The organism is Geobacter benzoatilyticus (genome assembly GCF_017338855.1).
Taxonomy (GTDB): Bacteria; Desulfobacterota; Desulfuromonadia; order Geobacterales; family Geobacteraceae; genus Geobacter; species Geobacter benzoatilyticus.
In genome coordinates, this window is the sequence record NZ_CP071382.1 from 1934171 (window position 1) to 1953843 (window position 19673).

The 19673-nt window shown below is 58.4% G+C and carries 14 protein-coding genes and 1 pseudogene; 10 read left to right on the forward strand and 5 right to left on the reverse strand.

What is annotated here, in order from left to right; translation table 11 throughout:
* Nucleotides 1-77: 77 nt before the first annotated feature.
* The 6 genes from JZM60_RS09130 (at nt 78) to JZM60_RS09155 (ending at nt 8108) form a co-directional block, all read left to right on the forward strand.
* A complete protein-coding gene (locus tag JZM60_RS09130) occupies nt 78-2540 on the forward strand; it encodes an EAL domain-containing protein (RefSeq protein ID WP_207161971.1) in 2463 nt (820 codons plus the stop codon).
* A gap of 122 nt (nt 2541-2662) precedes the next feature.
* The gene (locus JZM60_RS09135) at nt 2663-4633 is read left to right on the forward strand and encodes a cache domain-containing protein (RefSeq protein ID WP_207161973.1); all 1971 of its coding nucleotides are present in this window, start codon (nt 2663-2665) and stop codon (nt 4631-4633) included.
* A gap of 38 nt (nt 4634-4671) precedes the next feature.
* On the forward strand, nt 4672-6060 hold the full coding sequence (locus tag JZM60_RS09140) for a sigma-54-dependent transcriptional regulator (RefSeq protein ID WP_207161975.1): 1389 nt from the start codon (nt 4672-4674) through the stop codon (nt 6058-6060).
* Between the two features lie 422 nt (nt 6061-6482).
* Entirely contained in the window at nt 6483-6674 is a 192-nt protein-coding gene (locus tag JZM60_RS09145) for a hypothetical protein (protein ID WP_207161977.1), read from the forward strand.
* Between the two features lie 122 nt (nt 6675-6796).
* Complete coding sequence (locus tag JZM60_RS09150; RefSeq protein ID WP_207161978.1) at nt 6797-7048, forward strand: hypothetical protein; 252 nt, start codon at nt 6797-6799, stop codon at nt 7046-7048.
* Between the two features lie 10 nt (nt 7049-7058).
* Nucleotides 7059-8108, forward strand: coding sequence for a hypothetical protein (locus JZM60_RS09155; RefSeq protein ID WP_207161979.1), 1050 nt, complete (start codon nt 7059-7061; stop codon nt 8106-8108).
* 107 nt (nt 8109-8215) lie between these two features.
* Here the strand turns inward: JZM60_RS09155 and JZM60_RS09160 are convergent, their stop codons facing one another.
* On the reverse strand, nt 8216-8869 hold the full coding sequence (locus JZM60_RS09160) for a hypothetical protein (RefSeq protein WP_207161980.1): 654 nt from the start codon (nt 8867-8869) through the stop codon (nt 8216-8218).
* 161 nt (nt 8870-9030) lie between these two features.
* Between JZM60_RS09160 and JZM60_RS09165 the strand changes: the two genes are divergently transcribed.
* Entirely contained in the window at nt 9031-10539 is a 1509-nt protein-coding gene (locus JZM60_RS09165) for a glycogen synthase (RefSeq protein WP_207161981.1), read from the forward strand.
* Between the two features lie 55 nt (nt 10540-10594).
* On the opposite strand, the gene JZM60_RS09170 is transcribed toward JZM60_RS09165, so the two are convergent.
* The 3 genes from JZM60_RS09170 to JZM60_RS09180 form a co-directional block, all read right to left on the reverse strand.
* On the reverse strand, nt 10595-10873 hold the full coding sequence (locus tag JZM60_RS09170) for a cytochrome c7 (RefSeq protein ID WP_207161982.1): 279 nt from the start codon (nt 10871-10873) through the stop codon (nt 10595-10597).
* Nucleotides 10874-10980: 107 nt separating this feature from the next.
* Nucleotides 10981-11865, reverse strand: a complete 885-nt coding sequence (locus JZM60_RS09175) for a carbon-nitrogen hydrolase (RefSeq protein WP_207161983.1) — start codon at nt 11863-11865, stop codon at nt 10981-10983.
* A gap of 2 nt (nt 11866-11867) precedes the next feature.
* Nucleotides 11868-12923 carry an agmatine deiminase family protein gene (locus JZM60_RS09180; protein WP_207161985.1) on the reverse strand — a complete coding sequence of 352 codons (1056 nt, stop codon included), beginning with the start codon at nt 12921-12923 and terminating at the stop codon, nt 11868-11870.
* A gap of 268 nt (nt 12924-13191) precedes the next feature.
* On the opposite strand from JZM60_RS09180, the gene JZM60_RS09185 reads away from it, so the two are divergent.
* On the forward strand, nt 13192-14844 hold the full coding sequence (locus JZM60_RS09185) for a methyl-accepting chemotaxis protein (protein WP_207161986.1): 1653 nt from the start codon (nt 13192-13194) through the stop codon (nt 14842-14844).
* Nucleotides 14845-15051: 207 nt separating this feature from the next.
* Nucleotides 15052-16659: pseudogene (locus JZM60_RS09190) on the forward strand (methyl-accepting chemotaxis protein).
* A 21-nt stretch (nt 16660-16680) separates the two neighbouring features.
* Here the strand turns inward: JZM60_RS09190 and JZM60_RS09195 are convergent.
* Nucleotides 16681-18663 (reverse strand): MASE3 domain-containing protein, encoded by a 1983-nt coding sequence (locus JZM60_RS09195; protein WP_241426199.1) that lies wholly within the window; start codon nt 18661-18663, stop codon nt 16681-16683.
* A gap of 132 nt (nt 18664-18795) precedes the next feature.
* On the opposite strand from JZM60_RS09195, the gene nudC reads away from it, so the two are divergent.
* On the forward strand, nt 18796-19671 hold the full coding sequence (gene nudC / locus JZM60_RS09200; protein ID WP_207161988.1) for an NAD(+) diphosphatase: 876 nt from the start codon (nt 18796-18798) through the stop codon (nt 19669-19671).
* The last annotated feature ends 2 nt before the right edge of the window (nt 19672-19673 follow it).

A 19673-nucleotide genomic window follows, 5' to 3' on the forward strand; every position in this document is an offset into this window, starting at 1 on the left:
GCAGCAGCAACCGGGGGCAATTCCCCGCTTGCAGTTTGAAGGGGTGACCCGCCGCCGGGAAAGGAAAGTCGAACTGGATGCGGATACGGACCACGCTCATGGCCGGCTGTTTCATTTTTGCCTTGTTGACCGCCCTGGTGGGATACTTCGGCGGCCGTGCCATTACCAAGATCAGCGGTGAGTTCGACTTGGCGGCGGATGAAGTGCTGCCCATTCTGAAGACCCTTGAGGATCTCCGTTTTGCCGGGCTTCGGATCGTTTCTTCCTCAGCCGAATATTCCCTCAATATGAAACAGCAGGGAAATGCCGAACAGCGGGGCGACGAGGTCGTCATGGTCTCGGCGGGAATCGAGACCCTCGAAGATGCCCTGGCGCGGCTGAAGGCGCTGAGCAGCGGTTTTCATCCCGATGAGCGCAGCATCATGGCCGATGTGGAGCGTACGGGCGCGATGCTTCTCAAGACCAGCCGGGTGCAGTTGCGGATGGTTCTGGCGGGAGCGCCGGATGGGGAGCTCCGCGGAGTCCGGAAACAATTCGAGATCGAAGAGCGCGCCTTCCTGGCTGCGGTCAGCCAGGCCTTTGCCCATGAGAATGAAGAACTCATGGAGGCCAAGGACGAGGTGCGCCGCGCCATCGGGACCGCACAACTCACCATAATTGCAGCTTCGCTGGTTGCTTTCATTCTCGCCATCGGCGGCGGTACGATCTTCGCCGCGTCCATATCCCGTCCCATTGCGCTTCTTCAAGAGGGGGTCACGCAAGTGGGAGCGGGGGATCTGGATACCAGGATAAACGTCACGGCCAACAATGAGATCGGTTCCCTTGCCGCGGCTTTCAACCGTATGACGAGGGACCTGCAACTCACCAAGGATGAGACTGCCGTGGCGAAGAACTTCCTCGACAATGTCGTTAATTCCATGGCCGATGCCCTTGTCGTGCTCTCCACCGACTGGAAAATCGTCACGGTAAACCCGGCTCTCTGTCATCTCCTGGGATACGATGCGGATGAGCTCGCCGGTAAACCTTTCGGGCTAATAGTCGCCAGAGGCGCAGAGGAACGAGAGCTTCTGCGCGACATGGCAGAGCGGGGGCATGTGCCGGACCGGGACCTCATCTACAGGGCCAAGGATGGAAACTGCATCCCGGTGTCGGTTTCGGGCGCACTCATGAGAAACTTTGCCGGGGATATCCAGGGGACGGTCTGCATAGCCCATGACATCAGAGAGCGCAAGCGGACCGAAGAGGAAATCATCCAGCTTGCCTTCTATGACGCTCTCACCCGGCTCCCCAACCGCAGTCTCTTCCATGAGCGTCTCTCCCAGGCGCTGCTGGAAAGCCGACAGGACGGCGGCGCGATCGCCATCATGTTTCTGGACCTCGACCGTTTCAAGGATGTCAACGATACATTGGGCCACGCTTACGGCGACCAGCTTCTGATGGCCGTTGCCGAGCGTCTCAGGAAAAATCTCAAGCCTTCGCACTTCCTGGCCCGTCTCGGCGGCGACGAATTCGTATTCCTGATCAGCGGACTCAGCGATAAACGAACCGCGGGTACCATTGCCCATACGGTGCTAGAGTTGTTCGCATCCCCCTTCGAGATCGACGGCAAGGAGATGTTCATCTCCACCAGCGTGGGGATCGCCCTCTCCCATCACGATGACTACGACGGTGAAACCCTCCTCAAACATGCCGACATGGCCCTCTATGCGGCCAAGGAGCAGGGGCGGAATGCGTTCAGATTTTTCTCTGCGGAACTGAACCAGGAGGCGCACGAGCGGCGGCGACTGGAAGGGAACCTTCACCGGGCCCTTGCCGACGAGGAGTTTTTCTTGGAGTATCAGCCGCAGATAGACCTCCGCACCGGCAGGGTTTTCAGTTTCGAGGCGCTCCTGCGCTGGCAGCATCCCGAAGACGGACTCATTCCTCCCGATTGTTTCATCCCGGTTGCCGAGGAGATGGGTGTCATTCGCCGGCTTGGCGAGTGGGTCTTGCTGGCGGCCTGCCGGCAATGCCGGCAATGGCAGCAGCCCGGCCTTCCCCCGGTGAGGGTGGCGGTCAACGTTTCGGGGCATCAGTTCAACCAGCCGGGGTTCATCGAGATGGTGGACCGGGTCCTCCATGAGACGGGGCTCAATCCCGAGCTTCTGGAGTTGGAATTGACGGAAAGCGCGCTCATGGCCGGGGAACAGGAAACCATCATGACCCTCATCGATCTGAAAGTCCGGGGGATTCACCTGGCCATAGACGATTTCGGCACCGGGTACTCGTCTCTCAGTTATCTCAAGCACTTCCCCATCGACCGACTCAAGATTGACCGCTCCTTTGTCCGCGACATCGTCAAAGACCTTGACGACCGCGCCATCGTCGAGGCAATCATTGCCATGGCCCACAGCCTGGGATTGCGGGTGCTGGCCGAGGGGGTCGAGCATGAGGATGAGCTGGAACTGCTCCGGGAGCGCGGGTGCGACGAGGTGCAGGGGTTCTATTTTGCCCGTCCCCAGTTGCCGGAGGCGCTCGGTAAATATCTGGAAGCACCCTGATCCTGCCGCTATTTCCCCCTGTTCGAAGTTTTTTGCAAATTTGCAAATAGTACTGGATTTTTTTATGACGTATACATACTATACTCCCTGACTTTACAGACTTTTCAAGACAGGGGATTCTCGTGCGCCGCTACCTCTTCGCCTTCATGAACAATCTGAAGATGCGCTGGAAGATGCTGGTGCTCGTACTCCCTCTCGTTACCCTCCCCATAATCGTTGTCGGCGGTGTAATCAGCTACATTTCCACCAAACAGGCCTATCTGGGGATTACCCAGACCAGCAAGGACGACCTTGCTCACATGGCCGGCTTCACCATCGATCTTCTGAACTCCCACTATCAGCAGTTCCAGGTGTACAAGCAGGACAAGCAGAGGACCACCAACCTGGAGCTGGCGACCCTTACCACCCTCGCCTACAACCTGGTGGAGGCCCAGCACCGCCAGTACAAGAGCGGCAAAATCGATCTCCGCACCGCCAAGGAAGAGGCGCGCAAGGCCCTCAAGCGGGTCAACGTGGGGGCGACCGGCTACATCTACGCCATGAGCACCAAGGGGAAGCTGGAGGTGCATATCGCCCGGGAGGGGGAGAATGTCTACCACGAGAAGGATGAGAACGGCCGCCCCTTCATTCAGGTCATGTGCGAAACCGCCCTCAAGTCCAAACCAGGCGAAACCCTCTATATAGTCTACCCGTGGCGCAACGAGATCCTCGGCGACAAACACCCCCGCAACAAGGTGGTTGCCTACCGCTACTTCCGGGAGTGGGACTGGATTATCGCCTCCGGCGGCTATCTGGAGGAAACCTATGAGGACCTGGCCTTCGAGCGGCGTTCCTTCGAAGAGTTGAAGGACAAGATCAAGAGCAAGAAGGTGGGTGAGACCGGCTATATCTTCTGCATGGACGAGAAGGGGACTTTCACCGTTCATCCCGATGGCGAGGGGAAGAATTTTCTCGGCGCCGTGGACTTCAACGGTCACAAGTTCATCAAGGAAATGGCGGAGAAAAAACGCGGCTGGATCCGTTATCCCTGGCTCAACGAGGGAGAGAAGACCCCGCGCATGAAGATCGTCCGCTATGACTACTTCAAACCCTGGGGATGGATTGTTGCCGTCGGTTCCTATGAGGACGAATTTTACGGCGAGGCCAACAAGATCCGTGGGAGGATTGCGGCTTCCGTTACTCTGTTTACCATCGTCACGATTCTCGTGGCCACCGGCTTGGTATTTCTGGCGTCCAAAGTCCTTACCGATCCCATCAAGCACATGATAGAGGTAATCCGCCAGGTCAAAAAGGGGCGTCTCGACGAGAAGATGGAGGTGGATACCGGGGATGAGCTGGGAGAGCTGGCTGCGGCGTTCAACCGGATGACCGCCATGATCCGCCAGAACAAGGAGATGGAGGCGAGCCTTGCCCAGCAGGGGAAAATGGCGTCCCTCGGCGTGCTTTCCTCGGGCGTGGCCCACGAGATCAACAATCCCCTTGGCGTCATCCTCGGCTATGCTTCATATATCGAGGGGAAAACCAATGAGGAAGACCCCAACTACAAATACATCCACGAGATCAAGCGCGAGAGCAAGCGGTGCAAGAAGATAGTCCAGGATCTCCTTTCCTATGCCCGCACGCCCAAGCCGGCCCTGGAGTGGACCGATGTGAACGATCTCCTGGGGCAGATAGTGGACTTCGCCGCCAACCACACGGATATGCATCAAGTGACGGTCGTCAAGGAATTCTCCCCCGACCTGCCTCGCATCATGGTGGACGGCGACCAGATTCGCCAGGTGGCCATCAACCTGATACTGAACGCGGGCGCTGCCATGTTGGGGGAAGGCACCCTGACGGTGAAGTCCTTCCTGGATGCGGAAGGGTACGTGACGCTCGTCTTCAGCGACAACGGCGCGGGCATCCCTTCCGAAGACCTGGAGAAGATTTTCGAACCTTTCTTTACCACCAAAACCAAGGGGACCGGGCTCGGACTTGCCATCACCCGGCAGATAATCGAGATGCACCACGGCAAGATCAGCATCCTGAGCGAGGTGGGGAAGGGGACCGATGTTATCGTGAAGCTGCCCGTGGAGCGCGATGACATGTTGTAATGGCCGCTTGATTGACTTCTTTTTACAGGGGATTTGCCGTGCCAGAGAATAAGCGCATCATGATTGTGGATAACGAGGAAGGGCTCTGCCGGATGATGGAGGCGGTGCTCTCCGACAGCGGCTACGCCGTGAAGGGGTACGTCCGTTCCTTTGAAGCTGTGGAGGAGTTCAGGCCGGGCGAGTGGGATCTGGTAGTCACCGACATCAAGATGCCTGGCATGGACGGGCTTGAGGTGCTCCAGCGCATAAAGGCCGCGGATCCGGCAATCCCGGTAATCATGGTCACCGCCTACGCGACTGTTGAGATGTCGATACAGGCCCTTCGACGGGGGGCCTACGATATGCTGACCAAGCCCTTCGAGCCGGAGGAGCTCCTCTACCGGGTGAAAAACGCCCTCAAGCACACCGAGCTGCTGGAGGAAAACCGGGAGCTGCGGGAGGAGCTGGTGGGGAAGTTCCGCTTCGATAATATCATCGGCGCTTCCGACGGGCTGAAGGGAGTCCTGGAAAAGGTTCAGAAAATAGCCATCCGCGACACCTCCGTGCTCATAACCGGCGAGTCGGGTACCGGCAAAGAGCTCATCGCCCAGGCAATCCACTACAACTCGGCCCGCAAGGAGAAGAAGTTCGTGGCCATCAACTGCGGGGCGTTGCCGGAAACGCTTCTTGAAAGCGAGCTCTTCGGCTACCGGAAGGGAGCCTTCACCGGAGCCAGGGAAAACCGCCAGGGTCTTCTTGAGGCGGCCGACGGCGGGACCCTGTTCCTGGACGAAGTGGGCAACCTCCCCATGAACGTTCAGAAGACGCTACTGCGCTTCCTGCAGGAGCAGGAGTTCCTTCGCATTGGCGACACAACCCCTACCAAGGTCAATGTGCGGGTCATATCGGCCACCAACGCCGATCTCAAGGAAGGGGTCAAGAGCGGCGCTTTCCGGGAGGATCTTTACTATCGGCTCAATGTCGTGAATCTGCATCTCCCGCCCCTACGGGAGCGTCAGGGGGATATTCCGCTTCTGGCGGCCCACTTCATCGCCCAGCAGAACAAGAAGTTTTCAACTTCCATAAAGGGACTGGCTCCCGATGCCCTGGAGGCGGCCGCCGGCTTTGCCTGGCCCGGCAATATCCGCCAGCTCAGGAACGTGATAGAGGCCTGCACCGCCATGGAGAACGGCAACTACATCACCCTGCCGGTCCTTTCCCAGTTCATCGAGCTTCCCGAACCCCTTGAGGAGCAAGCAGCCGAGGCGGATGGGGAGGAGGGGGATTACGCCCTGGCCCTCTCCCGTTTCGAGATGGACTACCTCAAGGGGCTCCTGCGGAAAAACCACGGCAATGTGGAGGCCGCCGCCCGCGAGGCGGGGATGAACATGGCCACCATTTACCGCAAGATGAAAAAATACAACCTGCGCCGGGAGGAGTATTCCTGAGATCCTCTTCTTCGCATTTTTGCAAAAGCTTCTAATACACCCCTCGCACCCCTGCGAGGGGGCCGGTATTCCTCCTGTTAAACGCCGATATGATTGAAAATCCAGCCTGTTAGCCTCTCTATGCGCTCCCCGTTCTTGCGAAGGGGGGCAATCTCTCCTCGCATGTCTGCAAAAACAATGTTTGGCCGAACTCTCCCCCGTCTTGGCTCTTGCGGTGTCTTTTTTGTTGTAACTAGTTGAAATGACGGGCGTAAATTATTTCTGAAAAGATTTTTACCGATTTGGTATACAGGTTGCTCTTACCAAAGTCAGTTACTCCTTTGAATGCATGGGTCGGAGCCGGGGATGGTGACGACCAGATGAACCGGCATCTCTCCCATGCGCGTCGGCAAAACCGAAACGGTTTAGTGATAGAGGTTCCCATGAAGGACGGAATTGTCTGCCCCTTCTACGGCAAAAGTGATGACATCTGTGATGTGGGGTGCGGCTACATTTCGCCCCATGATGTCAACATGATTATCAAGTTCTGCAGCTGCCGGTATCGCGAGTGCATGAAGTACCTGGAACTGTCGGAACGGTTTCCCCACGAGATACTTACACCGGTAAAGTGTTGAACAATAAAAGGAGGATGTCATGCTGTACAACCTGAGTTTGCATCTCGACGGACCGTATATCCTGTATGCCTTGACGATCGTGGCGGCCTTAACGGTTATTTCTTTGGTAAAGGAGAAGAGAGATGAGCGAAAGAGAGCTTGAACTGCTGGCTAGAATCGAGCAACTGGAGCGGCACACCTGGCGCAACAGCGCCATCCTCCGTGCAGTCGCCATGGTGGCCGGCACTGCCATGATCGGGATCATCGTCGCCTCGGGCGTTGTGGGCGGCGGACACGGAAGCCACTGGAGCGGGCCGGCCTGGAACACCATGTGGCTCTATGGCCTGTTTGCTGCGAACGCGGTGTCCATGTTCTGGACAACCCATAAGGACTAGGAGAATAGCCATGCCGATGTCAATCAAGAACGCAATCCTGCTCTTCGTGGTGGTGGCCATCTGTGCCGCATTCAGCATGAGGATGTTCCAGGGACTGGATGAGATGATGGGCGACCAGTACTGGGTCGTCGATACCACCCAGGGAGACCACGGCTGGTACGCCATGGGGCTGCTCCCCCATGTTCAGAAGGTGGCCAAGGATGTGGTCAAGGCCGCAAACACCGATGCCGACCCCGCCAACAACTATGAGATTTACGCCCAGGCGGGCGATTTTGCCGGCAACTCGGTTTACGGGATCTGCTACGGCATCCCCCTTATCATGTACCTGATCTGGTTCGCCTTCATATTGGGCTTCCCCGACCGGGTCGATCCGTATCTGTTGCCGCGCAAGATATTCACCCTTGCCGTCATCACCTGCTGCTCCATCATCGTTAACCTCTTCCTGATGCGTATCACCGCCGACTTCGCCACTGACCCCATGTCGCGTATCGCCAACGTGGCAGGCAACCACGCATCACTTCTGTTCCACAACGCCGGCATCTGGTTTGCCATCCTCTTCTCCGCCCTGGGAACCCATGCCCACTCCGCACAGGAGACAACGGCCCCAGACAGCCGCCAGTGGCAGACCCAGGCCAATGAGAAGTTCTCCTGGATGTTCATCCTCCTGGGCGCAGTGACCGTGCTTGAGCTCTTCCTGGTGAAGAGCAAGCTTGCCCTCCCCGATGCGGCGGTAGACTACTCGGTCTGGATTATCTGGGTTGTGATCTTCATGCGGATGTTCGGCTTCTCTCCCAAGTACTGGATCAAGCGCGGCCGTGGCCTCGCCATCATGTTCGTCGGCACTGCCCTGACCCTTGTAGCCTTCTACTTCCTGGAGCGGTTCACCGGTACCCTCGGCGCCGGCTTCGCTTCTCCGATCCTGGCCAAGGCCCTCGGCGTGGATAGCCAGAACATCGGCCTTTCCCTCATGATTTCCATCTACCTGATTTTCTGGATGGAATTCTCCGCGGCCATCCGGATGAACGGCCCCGCCAAGAGTGCGGTAGAGCAAAAACACTAAAAATCAGGGACCTGGGACCGGTAATCGGGGACCGGGAATAACCTGAAGAAAACAAAAAAGAGGCGGCGGGATTTCCCGTCGCCTCTTTGCGCTTGTGCACTGTTCTGCTACCGGTGCTCCACCACCACCTGCATCCCATCCAGTTCCCCCTCCAGGGTGGCAATGAGCCGCTCCACCATCTCCCGGTAGTCGCCGGGAAGTTCCTCCATTCCACGCAGGGCGGTGTCGAGGCGCCGGGCCGCGCCGAGGGCCGCTTTCAGGGGAACCGACGGGTCGCTCACGGGCTCTTCCCGGGTCTTAGCCACCTCCTTGAACTGCTTCAGGACGGTGGGATGGCTTCGCTCCTGTTCCACAACGCTCTTGCGCAGGTCGGCGTACTCTTCGTCGGAAAACCCCTTCTCTTCGCGGGCCTGGCGCAGGAGGTCAATGGAGCGGTAGTCGGGGAAGGGGCGGGGCTCTTCGCGGCGGGCCATGAGTTCCGGCTCGTTCTTCTCCATGAAGCGGTAGGCGAGGGTCAGCTTCTGGGCAGTCTCCTTCTTTATCCGGATTTCTTTCGTGCAGTAGTCCTCGAAGCTTCCGTACCCCCATTCCCGGTAAAGGTTGCCGGAATTTACCGCCAGAAGCTTGTCGCCCAGTTCCACCCACGAGGATTTGAAGCGCTTGGCGGTCTCCAGCACCTGAAAGCGCTCCGATGAGGGGTCAAGCTCTCCCATTATGCGTTCGATGAAGCGTTCGCCCGATGATTTGGGGATGTCGGTCATGATCGATTCTCCTTGTTCGATTATCTTCTGATTGATACCACAGAACGCTTGCCGCACCAATGGCAGAATGATCCGGCGCCTTGTTTTGTCTTGGCTGGCGGGAACGGTTCAGGGTACAATCCAGCGGATTCAGGTGCCAATATACGAGGGAGTCCCTGTCGATGAAAAAACTGAAGATTCTCATGGCTGCTTCCGAATGCGTTCCCTTTGCCAAGGAGGGGGGCCTCGCCGACGTGGTGGGGGTGCTTCCCAAGCACCTGGCCCGCATGGGACACGATGTGCGGGTGGTGATGCCCCGCTATAAGAGGATTGACCGCGACCGCTGCGGACTGAAGGAGCTTCCAGGCGTCCTCGTGGTTCCCATGGGGGTCATCGGCAACCAGTACTGCTCCGTCTGGGAAGGGCGGATACCGGGAAGCGACGTGCCGGTCTATTTCCTGGAGCACGAAGGGTACTACGGTCGCGACGGCCTCTACGAGGTGAACAACGAGGGGTACCTGGACAACGACAACCGGTTCGTCTTCCTCTCCAAGGCAGCCCTGGAGCTCCCCAAGATGATAGGTTTCGAACCCGATCTCATCCATGCCCACGACTGGCACACGGCGGCCATCCCGGTCCTTGTGAATACCACCTATGCCTCGGACCCTTACGTCGGTGGTAAGGCCACCGTCCTCTCCGTCCACAACATGCAGCACCAGGGGAACTTCTACGAGGGGCTCATGGATGTGCTCGGCATCGGCTGGGAGCACTTCACCTTCCTGGGGTTGGAGAAAGACGGAGAGGTGAACCTCCTCAAGGGGGGGATTTACCATGCCACGGTCCTCAATACCGTGAGCGAGGGGTATGCCCGGGAGATGCAGACCCCTGCCTACGGCTGGGGGCTCGACGGGGTGGTGCGGGAGCGGGCCGCCGACCTTTACGGTATCCTGAACGGCGTCGACTATGACGACTGGAACCCGGAGGTGGATCCCCACATCGCCGCCCGCTATTCAGCCGCCGAACTGTCGGGGAAGAAGCTTTGCAAGCGGGATCTACAGCGGACCTTCGGCCACCCCGAGCGTGATGACGTACCCCTCTTCGGCATGGTGTCGCGGCTCGTGAAGCAGAAGGGGGTCGATATCCTGGCCGAGGCGATCCACCGCATTCTTGCCCTCGATGTCCAGTTCGTCATGCTCGGGGCCGGGGAGCCCTGGACCCACTTCTACTTCGGCGACATCAGGAACGCCTATCCGGAGAAATTCAACATTTATGTGGGGTACAACAATTCCCTCTCCCATCAGATCGAGGCCGGTGCCGACTTCTTCCTCATGCCGAGTGCCTTCGAGCCGTGCGGACTCAACCAGATGTACTCGCTGCGCTACGGCACCCTTCCCATCGTCCGGGCCACGGGCGGGCTCGACGACAGCGTGGAGAACTTCGACGAGAAGACCCTTGCCGGCACCGGTTTCAAGTTCTGGAGCCATGACGCCGGCGCCCTCTTCGACACTGTCGGCTGGGCGGTTCACACCTGGTACCACCGCAAAGGTGCCATGGAAAAGCTCATTGCCAACGCCATGTCCAAGCGCTTCACGTGGGAGGATGCGGCGGCCAAATACGAGGTGCTTTACGAAAGGGCGCTCCGGAAACGGCTGGGCGCGAGGGCGTTCGACCGGCGATACGGCAATAAATAAAAAAGGGGGAGGCAGCGATGCCTCCCCCTTTTTCTCTCGGTTCACTTACGTCAGCTTATTTCTTGTGGCATTCGCCACACTTTTGCGGCCCTTTCGCCATTTCCTTGTGACAGCCGATGCAGGTCTTGTGGGCCCAGTCCTTCCCCATCCCTTCGATTTTGCCGCCGGCCTCGGAATCGTGGCAGGCTTTGCAGTCGCCCTTTACGCCTTGGTGCTTGGCGTGCTCGAAGGTTACGTTACCGTTCTTTGCCTCCAGAACAACCACCTTGTCGTGGGCCAGGGCGCCGGCGGCGCAAAACAGGGTGAGGGCTGCTGCTGCGATAATCTGTTTCATGGGTCTCTCCTTTCGACGGTCAAAAAAATCTGTCTGACAGTCTACCCGGTGCTGACCCGATTGCAAGCGGTCATGCTGTGCTTTTGCCCCTCTCCTCTCAGCGGCGGTCAGTCCCGGTACCGTTTCAGCAGATCCTGGTAGGCGTCGATCCGCCGGTCCCGCAGGAACGGCCAGATGCGGCGAACCGCCTCGCTGCGGGCAAGATCAATCTCGACAGAAATGAGTTCCTCCCGGTCGTTGGAGGCCTGGGTGAGAATCTCTCCCTGTGGGCCGGCCACAAAGCTGGAACCCCAGAAAAGGCTTCCCGGCAGCACGCCGGAAGGATCAGCCTCGTGGCCCACCCGGTTCACACTTACCACCGGGATGCCGTTGGCCACGGCGTGCCCCCGCTGGATGGTGATCCAGGCTTCCTTCTGGCGGACCTTCTCCTCGTCCTCGTCCCTGGGGTCCCAACCGATGGCGGTGGGGTAGATGAGGAGGTCGGCCCCGGCAAGGGCCATGAGGCGGGCCGCTTCGGGATACCACTGGTCCCAGCATACGAGGACGCCGAGCTTTCCCACCGAGGTGCGGATGGGCTCAAAGCCCAGATCGCCGGGGGTGAAATAGAACTTCTCGTAGTAGCCGGGATCGTCGGGGATGTGCATCTTGCGGTATTTCCCGGCGATGGAGCCGTCTTTCTCGAAGACCACGGCGGTGTTGTGGTAAATTCCCGGCGCCCGTTTCTCGAAGAGGGAAGAGACAAGCACCACGCCGAACTCCCTGGCGACGCCCCCCAAGAGCTCGGTGGTGGGTCCGGGGATCTCTTCGGCCAGGTCGAAGTGGCCTGTCTCCTCGCTCTGGCAGAAGTAGGGGCCGCAGTGGAGCTCCTGGAGCACCACGAGCTTCGCTCCCAGAGCGCTCGCCTTGCGGATGTTCTCGATGCTCTTGGCCAGATTCAGGTCTTTATCGCTGGTGCAGCTCTGCTGCACGAGGCCGACGGTAAGCTTTGACATTTTCATACCTCTCGGGTGGCTTTTCTTGGTTCCGGTGCAAGGGTCCCCTTCGGCAGTTGCATGGTCACGCAGTGAAGCGAGCCGTGTTGCAGGATGAGGGGGCGGCAGTCGATGCCGATGACTTCCCTGCCGTGAAATGCCTGGCCGATGGCCGCCAGGGCTGCATCGTCGCTGGGATCGCCGTATGTGGGAACCAGGACGGCGCCGTTTATGACCAGGTAGTTGGCATAGGTGGCCGGAAGCCGCTCGCCATCCTCATCATGGCAGGGGCGCGGCCAGGGGAGCGGAATCAGGCGATAGGGGTTTCCTTCCCGGGTTCGCATCGCTTTCAACTCTTTCTCCATGAGGAAAAGGGCCGGATAGTGCCCGTCGGTGGCGTCATCGCACCGGACGTACACAATAGTGTCGTCGGGGGCGAGCCGTGCCAGGGTATCGATGTGGGAGTCGGTGTCGTCGCCGGCCAGCCAGCCGTTCTCCAGCCAGAGGATACGATCTGCGCCGAACCGCTCCTTCAAGGCGGTTTCGATCTGCTCCCGCGACAGGTGGGGGTTGCGGTTGGGGTTCAGGAGGCACTCGGCGGTGGTGAGGATCGTCCCTTTCCCGTCGCTCTCGATACTTCCGCCTTCCAGGATGAGGCCTGCGGTTTCCAGCGCGGTATTTCCGAAAGCGCCGGCCCGGTGAAGACGGCCGGTGATGAGGTTGTCGCGGTCTGCGGCAAACTTCAATCCCCAGCCGTTGAATCCGAAGTCAAGAAGCACGGGCTTGCCATTACGCTCCACGGTGAGCGGACCGAAATCCCTTGCCCAGGTGTCGTTTGTGGGAATTTCCACAATTCGCACCCGCTCCATCGATGCTCCTGCTGCGGAGAGGATGGCGGAGGTCCGTTCCCCTTCGGCAGCGACAACGAGCACGGTTTCGAAACGGGCGATTGCTTTGACGATCTGGGCAAAAACAAGTTCAACCATGGGAAGCCAGGGGAGCCAGTCGCTTTCCGCGTGGGGCCAGGCAAGGAGGACGCCGTCCTGTTCTTCCCATTCGGCGGGGAGTCGTGTGATCATGTTTGATTCCTCTGGGTCAATTGCCTGTAAAGTAAGAAATCCTATAAAAAATGCGCTGAAAATACAATGGATGATTTCAATTGCTCCAGTGGTCAGGGCTTATTCGTTGGGATGCCTGTTATACTTGGTAGAACAGGTGTTTTGCAATTTTTTCCCATTTATCGCTCAAGTGCCTGAATTCTTGTCCGATAAGAAAGGGGAGTGCTGGATTCGAGGAGAGTCCCGCGGCTCTTAATTCTACGATATCACTGCAGAAAGGGGTTCCTGTATGAGCTTTTGGAACAATCTCAAAGTCAGGGCAAAGTTATTGATAATGGTGTGCGGCGTTTGCTTCTCTCTCGTGGTGGTAGGGGGATTTGGCCTTGTCAACATGCGAGGCTTGTCCAAGCACATGGGAGATCTCAATGCGGGGATCGGACATGTTGCCCAAGTCTCTGAAATGAAGAGTGATTTTCTCCATATGCGGCTTGCGTTGGTTTATATGCTGGCGTTGACGGATGCCGGCAAGATTGAGCAGAAGGAAAACGAGTTCAAGAAAAGTGCGGCCTCGCTAAAAGATTCTATCGATCAGTTTCTGAAGTCGGATATTAACGAAACTGAAAAGGCTCAAGCTGCTGAATTCAAGGCAGGGTACGAAGCCTATATGGCCGGCGGTACCAAGCTCGCGGAGATGGCCCGTTCAGCCGCTGCCGCCGGAGATGCTGCTTCCCGCGCCGAAGCCACTGCGTTTGCGACGGAGAGCGTTGCCCCGCTTTACGAAAAGCCGGCGAAAATCATAGCTGCCCTTGTGGAAGCCAATGTCAAGGAAAGCAAAGAGATGTATGAGCGGGATATGGCGGCCTATCGCCGTGCCATTGTGGAGTCGGCGCTAGTCATGGTTGTCTCCATTCTCCTGGCGCTTGCCGGAGGTGGAGCCATTGCCGCCTCCATCAGCCGTCCCCTCAATACGGTGCTCGACATCTTGAGCCGGGTGGCGTCCGGAGACCTTACGGCCAGAGCTGAAGTGGATACCCGCGATGAAATGGGCATTCTTTCCCGCCAGGTGAACACAACGGCGGAGAAAATGAACGAGATTATCGGACATGTTACCCAGAATGCTTCCCAGGTGACGGCTGCCGCAACGCAACTCCACGCCACTGCCATCCAGATGTCGACCGGTGCCGAGGAAGTTGCCCAGCAAGCCGCCACTGTCGCCACTGCCAGCGAGGAAATGGCCGCCACGTCGGCGGAAATAGCCCAGAACTGCACCATGGCAGCCGAGAGCTCCCGCCATGCCAACGAACGGGCGGAAACAGGCTCGTCGGTGGTTCAGGAGACCCTCGTTGTCATGAACCGGATTGCCGACCGGGTCCGCTCATCGTCCCAGGCCGTGGGTAGCCTCGGAGCGCGGAGCGATCAGATTGGAGAAATCGTTGGTACCATCGAGGATATTGCAGACCAGACAAACCTCCTTGCCTTGAACGCCGCCATCGAAGCGGCCCGGGCCGGCGAGCAGGGCCGCGGCTTCGCCGTGGTCGCAGATGAAGTGCGGGCGCTGGCCGAGCGGACCACTAAAGCCACCAAGGAAATCGCCCAGATGATCAAGGCCATCCAAGGAGAAACCAAAGGGGCGGTAACATCCATGGAAGAAGGGGTGATGGAGGTGGAGAAGGGCACCACCGATGCCTCCATGTCCGGCGAGGCGCTCCAGGCAATTCTCGAGCAGATCGGCGGCGTTACCATGCAGGTGAGCCAGATTGCCACGGCCAGCGAGCAGCAGACCGCCACCACTTGCGAGATCAGCGAGAATATCCGGCAGATTACCGATGTGGTCGGGCACACGGCACGGGGGGCGGAGGAGTCGGCGCAGGCCGCGGAGCAGCTGGCAAAGCTTGCAGAAGACTTGCAGAGCCTTGTGGGGCAGTTCAAGCTGGCTGTGTAATCTGTCAAACAATAGAATAGCCGCACTATGACTAAAGCCGGTCTTTCGACCGGCTTTAGTGTTTTCAGGGGGTTAAAGAGGGCCGCCGCTGCGGACGAAATCAGGGGAAATGTATACGCCGTATACATTAAAGTATACGAATATAATATCCGATATAGTTGCATGTAAGTGAAATGCGAATGACGTCATTTTTGGAGGGGGATTATAGTGAGGATAAGAACGAAGTTTGTCCTGGTGAACATTGTGGTGGTGGGGCTGGCCCTTGTCAGCGTCACTACCGCCAGCCTCATGCAGTTCAACCGCGAGTTGGGTCGTCAGGCAATGATCTCCCAGGACTCCCGGCTCAAGACGTTCTGGGAGCTTCTGCGGCACAAGGGGAGCACCTTCGAAGTAGTTGACGGCAACCTTATGGCGGGGGAATACGTCCTCAACGGCAATTACGAACTTCCGGACCGCCTGAAAGAGCTCATGGGAGGAAGCGCCACGATCTTCATGGGAGACACTCGCGTTTCCACCAACGTCATGAAGGAAGACGGTGCGCGAGCGGTGGGGACAAAACTCCAGGGGCCGGCATACGATTCGGTTATCCGTGACGGAAAATCGTTCAGGGGTGAGGTCGAGATCCTGGGGGTACCTTACTTTGCCGCCTATGACCCGATCAGGAACCCTGCCGGAGAGGTAATCGGGGCCCTTTACGTCGGGGTCAAGAAAAGCGATTTCTTTGCCTCCTACGATAGACTCCAGTGGATACTTGCCGGCATTGCCGTGCTTTTGATCCTGGTGGCCGGGACCGTGTCCACGATGATCGTTCTTCGGATATTCAGGCCCCTCGACCGGCTTCACGACGTGCTGCGCGACATCTCCTAGGGCGAGGGTGACCTGACGCGGCGGCTCGATTATCTCGAACAGGATGAAGTCGGCGAGATGAACCGCTCATTCAATACCTTCATGGATAAGCTTCACGGCATTATTGCCGTGGTCGCCCAGACTGTCGAGCAGCTGGCGGCTGCGTCGGTACAGGTGCGCGGTACCGCGGAGCAGATGGCCAACGGCTCGGAGCAAGTGGCGTCCCAGGCGGTAACTGCTGCCACCGCGGGCGAGCAGATGGCGGCCACTTCGTCTGAAATTGCGCAAAACTGTGCCCTGGCTGCCGAAGGTGCCCACAACGCGTCCGGTTCGGCCACGGCCGGTGCCCTGGTGGTGGAGCAAACAGTGGTGGTTATGAACCGGATAGCCGATCGGGTGAAGGAGTCGGCACAAACCGTGGCAAGTCTCGGTTCGCAGGGGGACAAGATCGGGGAAATAGTCGGCACCATTGAGGATATCGCCGACCAGACGAACCTGCTGGCCCTCAACGCGGCCATTGAGGCTGCCAGAGCCGGCGAACAGGGGAGAGGGTTTGCCGTTGTTGCCGACGAAGTGCGGGCACTGGCCGAGCGGACCTCGTCAGCCACCAAAGAGATTGCCGTCATGATTCGGGCCATTCAGCACGAGACACGTACAGCTGTCGCTTCCATGGAGGAAGGGGTTCATGACGTGGAAGCGGGTACGGCCGAGGCTGCCCGTTCGGGAGAGGCCCTGAGGGATATCCTCGATCAGGTCAATGCCGTGGCGGTTCAGGTGAGCCAGATTGCCACCGCCGCTGAAGAGCAGACCGCCACGACCAGCGAGATATCTAACAACATGCAGCAGATTACCTCCGTGGTTGAGGACAGCGCCCAGGGCGCAAAGGAGTCGGCTACCGCCGCCAGCCGGCTCAATGCCCTCGCCGGAGAGCTCCAGCAGCTCGTGGGGCAGTTCAAGCTGGCGGGGTAGAATCGGAATGAGGATGCACGGTTACAGGCTGAAGTAGAAGGTGGCCCCTTTCCCTTCTTCTCCTTCGGCCCATACACGCCCGCCATGGCGCTGGACAATCCGGAACACTGTTGCGAGGCCGATCCCCTCGCCCCTGAACGAGTTGTTGGATTCCAAGCGTTCGAAGGGGAGGAACAGCCGGTCGGCATGGGCCATATTAAAGCCGATGCCGTTGTCGCGCACGAAAAACACGTTGCTCCCCCCCTGCTCTATCGTTCCGAATTCGATATGGGCTTTGTTTCGTGTACCGGTGTATTTCCAAGCGTTTCCAAGGAGATTGTCGAGCATGAGCCTCAAGAGCCGGGGATCGCCGTGAACGGTCAGATCTTTGCCTATGCTGAAAATTGCCTGCCGATGAGGCTCGGCAAGCTGAAAATCTGCCGCTATTTCCATGGCAAGGGCACTCAAGTCCACCGTCTCGGGGACGAGTTCGCAGCGGGAGATGCGGGCGAACCTGATCAGTGTATCAATAAGCCGGTTCATGCGCAGGGTTTCCCGGTGAATCTTGCCGATAAACTCCAGGCACTGGGGCTCAAGTTTCTTTCCGAACAATTCCTGGATGACTTGTGCAAGCCCGTTTATGTTTGAGAGTGGGTTCCGCAGATCGTGGGACACAGTGTAACTGAAGGCCTCAAGCTCTTTGTTCGCGGTTTCCAGTTCCATGTTGACGGATTCCAGTTGTTCGACCGTCGCTTCAAGTTCGCAGTTGGTTTCCTCCAGTTGGCGGGCACGTATCGTCAGTTCTGAGTTGAGGAGTTCCACTTCCCGTTCGGCACGCCTTCGCGCAGTCATGTCCCGCACGAGACTGAGGAGACATTTCTCGCCGTTCAGCTCAATGCCTACAGCCGAATAGAGACCTTCAACGATTTCTCCCCGTTTTCCGTGTAAGGTTATTTCACGGTTGATGACCTGCTCTCCGGACTCGATGGCCCTCACTACTTCATCCCTCTGGTTGAGATCAGGCCAGATGCCCATTTCAAGCGAGGTCTTGCCTAGCACTTCCCGGCGCTTCCATCCCAGCGTTGTCTCGAAGGCCTCGTTTACCTCAATATAACGCCCATCTGTTAAGGTTGTTATGATCATGATAGTTGGTGCGGTATTGAAAGCCTTGGCGAATTTCTCCTCGCTACGCTTCACCTCATGGAACAGCAGGTCGTATGGCCGCTTCAGGTTGATTTCCACCGTTCCCTTGTAGACCAGGAATACCGCCATTACCTTGAACAAGTGTCCTGCCAGATTGCTGATGTCGTAGACATCAACGTAGAAGGTGAATGCCAGTTCGGCCATTACCATAAGCACAAGGGCTGCCGAAAGAAGGTTTACGAAGCGCTGGCCGAAGGCCTCCCGCTTGAATCTCAAGACGACAAACGCTGCAACGAAGGTGAGGGCAATAAGGTACTCGCTGGCAATCTTGAAGGGGGTGAGGCCGGTGCCTTCCCTGTAGCAGGAAGGGAAAACACCGCCGAAGATTGAGGCAATCAGGGCTGCCGTGATGACTATGTATACTGCCAGGGTTGCAGTGGCCGATAACCGGCGGCTGATGAAGATTGGGGCCACAAGAAATGAGATGCTCTGCAGGTAGCGGGCCGCGATCCATAGCTGGGTCGCGATGTCGGCACTGTCGGCAAAGACCCCCATCCCCTTGTAGGCCAGCGTGTGGAGAAGATCCAAGCCGGCCACGCAGAGATGGGCGATGCCGATGAAGAGGAAAAAGCGGCTGGCCGGCAAGTGGCGGGCGTTCCAGGCGATGACGAAGATTCCCGCCGATACCAGCACGGAGAACATCTCTGCGAGGGTGTGGAACAGCAAAAAGTTGTTATGGCTTGTGATCCATAGGCCGCCGAGTATTGCAGCAGCAGCGGCGGCACTGGGCCACGGGACGGTTGTCTCCTCGGTCATGGTTCGATTCCGTTGTCCTGTTGAAATGGTGCCGGAAAGCATGAACGGATGGTAATGTTTCGTCAAGTATACATTTAGGAGTGTTTGCGGCAACAGGTTTTTCCCTTATTAAATGAAACGTTAGGTGTGCCGTCTATGGATTGTTGCGTCAATGTGTTTAGGCGGGTATCCTTGAGCGAGTTCACCGGAGGTCTTTCCATGCCTTATCCCGATACCGTAAATCTTCCCTTCAACGCGTCCGCTGTTGCCGACGGCTTCACGGCTGTACCCCCCGGCAGCGCTGATGACGGCGGTCCTGGCACATGGGCCGTTATCCAGGGAAACGCCCTTGTGGTGCAGAATCGCGAAGGGTGTCTCTCTCTTCCCGAAGGGGATCGTCCCCAGTGGCTCCCCGCTGACATCCCCTCCATTCCCATCGGCCTTTGGCACGGCCGCCCCCTGCGGGTTGCCCGCATATCCGGCCGCGATATCCTGCCGTTTCCGTTCATGGCTGAACCCTTTAACGCAACGGTCGAGCGCCTCGACGACGCCACTCTCACCCTGGGGGGGATGGCCCAGCAGATTCTCCACTGGGAGCGCAGCAGCCGCTTCTGCTCCCGGTGCGGAACCTCGATGGAGCGGGTGCCGGGCACTTGGGGAAAACGGTGCGCGCCGTGCGGCGTCGAGCATTTTCCCCATATCCATCCCTGCGCCATCATCCTCGTTAAACGTGGCGACGAGTTTCTGCTCACCCGCAAACCCGAATGGGCGCCGGGGCGGTATGGGCTGGTGGCGGGCTTCCTCGACTTCGGCGAATCCCTGGAGGAATGCGCCCGCCGCGAGGTGCGCGAAGAAACCGGCGTGGAGATCAGCGGCATCCGCTACGTGGGGAGCCAGTGCTGGCCCTTTCCCAGCCAGCTCATGGCGGGCTTCGTGGCCGAGTACGCCGGGGGGGAGATTCGCATCGATACCACGGAACTGGAGGATGCCCGCTGGTTCAGCCCCGCCGCCATGCCTGAATCGATACCTCCCCGGCGGAGTATAGCCCGGTGGATTATTGATCGCTTTGCCATCGGGGACCGGGAAAAACCATAGCC

Coding starts and splice junctions, on each gene's coding strand:
- JZM60_RS09160 (WP_207161980.1), bottom strand. CDS start 8,869: ATGACCGACATCCCCAAATCATCGGGCGAACGCTTCATCGAACGCATA.
- JZM60_RS09185 (WP_207161986.1), top strand. CDS start 13,192: ATGAGCTTTTGGAACAATCTCAAAGTCAGGGCAAAGTTATTGATAATG.
- JZM60_RS09150 (WP_207161978.1), top strand. CDS start 6,797: ATGAGCGAAAGAGAGCTTGAACTGCTGGCTAGAATCGAGCAACTGGAG.
- JZM60_RS09155 (WP_207161979.1), top strand. CDS start 7,059: ATGCCGATGTCAATCAAGAACGCAATCCTGCTCTTCGTGGTGGTGGCC.
- JZM60_RS09130 (WP_207161971.1), top strand. CDS start 78: ATGCGGATACGGACCACGCTCATGGCCGGCTGTTTCATTTTTGCCTTG.
- JZM60_RS09165 (WP_207161981.1), top strand. CDS start 9,031: ATGAAAAAACTGAAGATTCTCATGGCTGCTTCCGAATGCGTTCCCTTT.
- JZM60_RS09180 (WP_207161985.1), bottom strand. CDS start 12,923: ATGATCACACGACTCCCCGCCGAATGGGAAGAACAGGACGGCGTCCTC.
- JZM60_RS09170 (WP_207161982.1), bottom strand. CDS start 10,873: ATGAAACAGATTATCGCAGCAGCAGCCCTCACCCTGTTTTGCGCCGCC.
- JZM60_RS09145 (WP_207161977.1), top strand. CDS start 6,483: ATGAAGGACGGAATTGTCTGCCCCTTCTACGGCAAAAGTGATGACATC.
- nudC (WP_207161988.1), top strand. CDS start 18,796: ATGCCTTATCCCGATACCGTAAATCTTCCCTTCAACGCGTCCGCTGTT.
- JZM60_RS09175 (WP_207161983.1), bottom strand. CDS start 11,865: ATGTCAAAGCTTACCGTCGGCCTCGTGCAGCAGAGCTGCACCAGCGAT.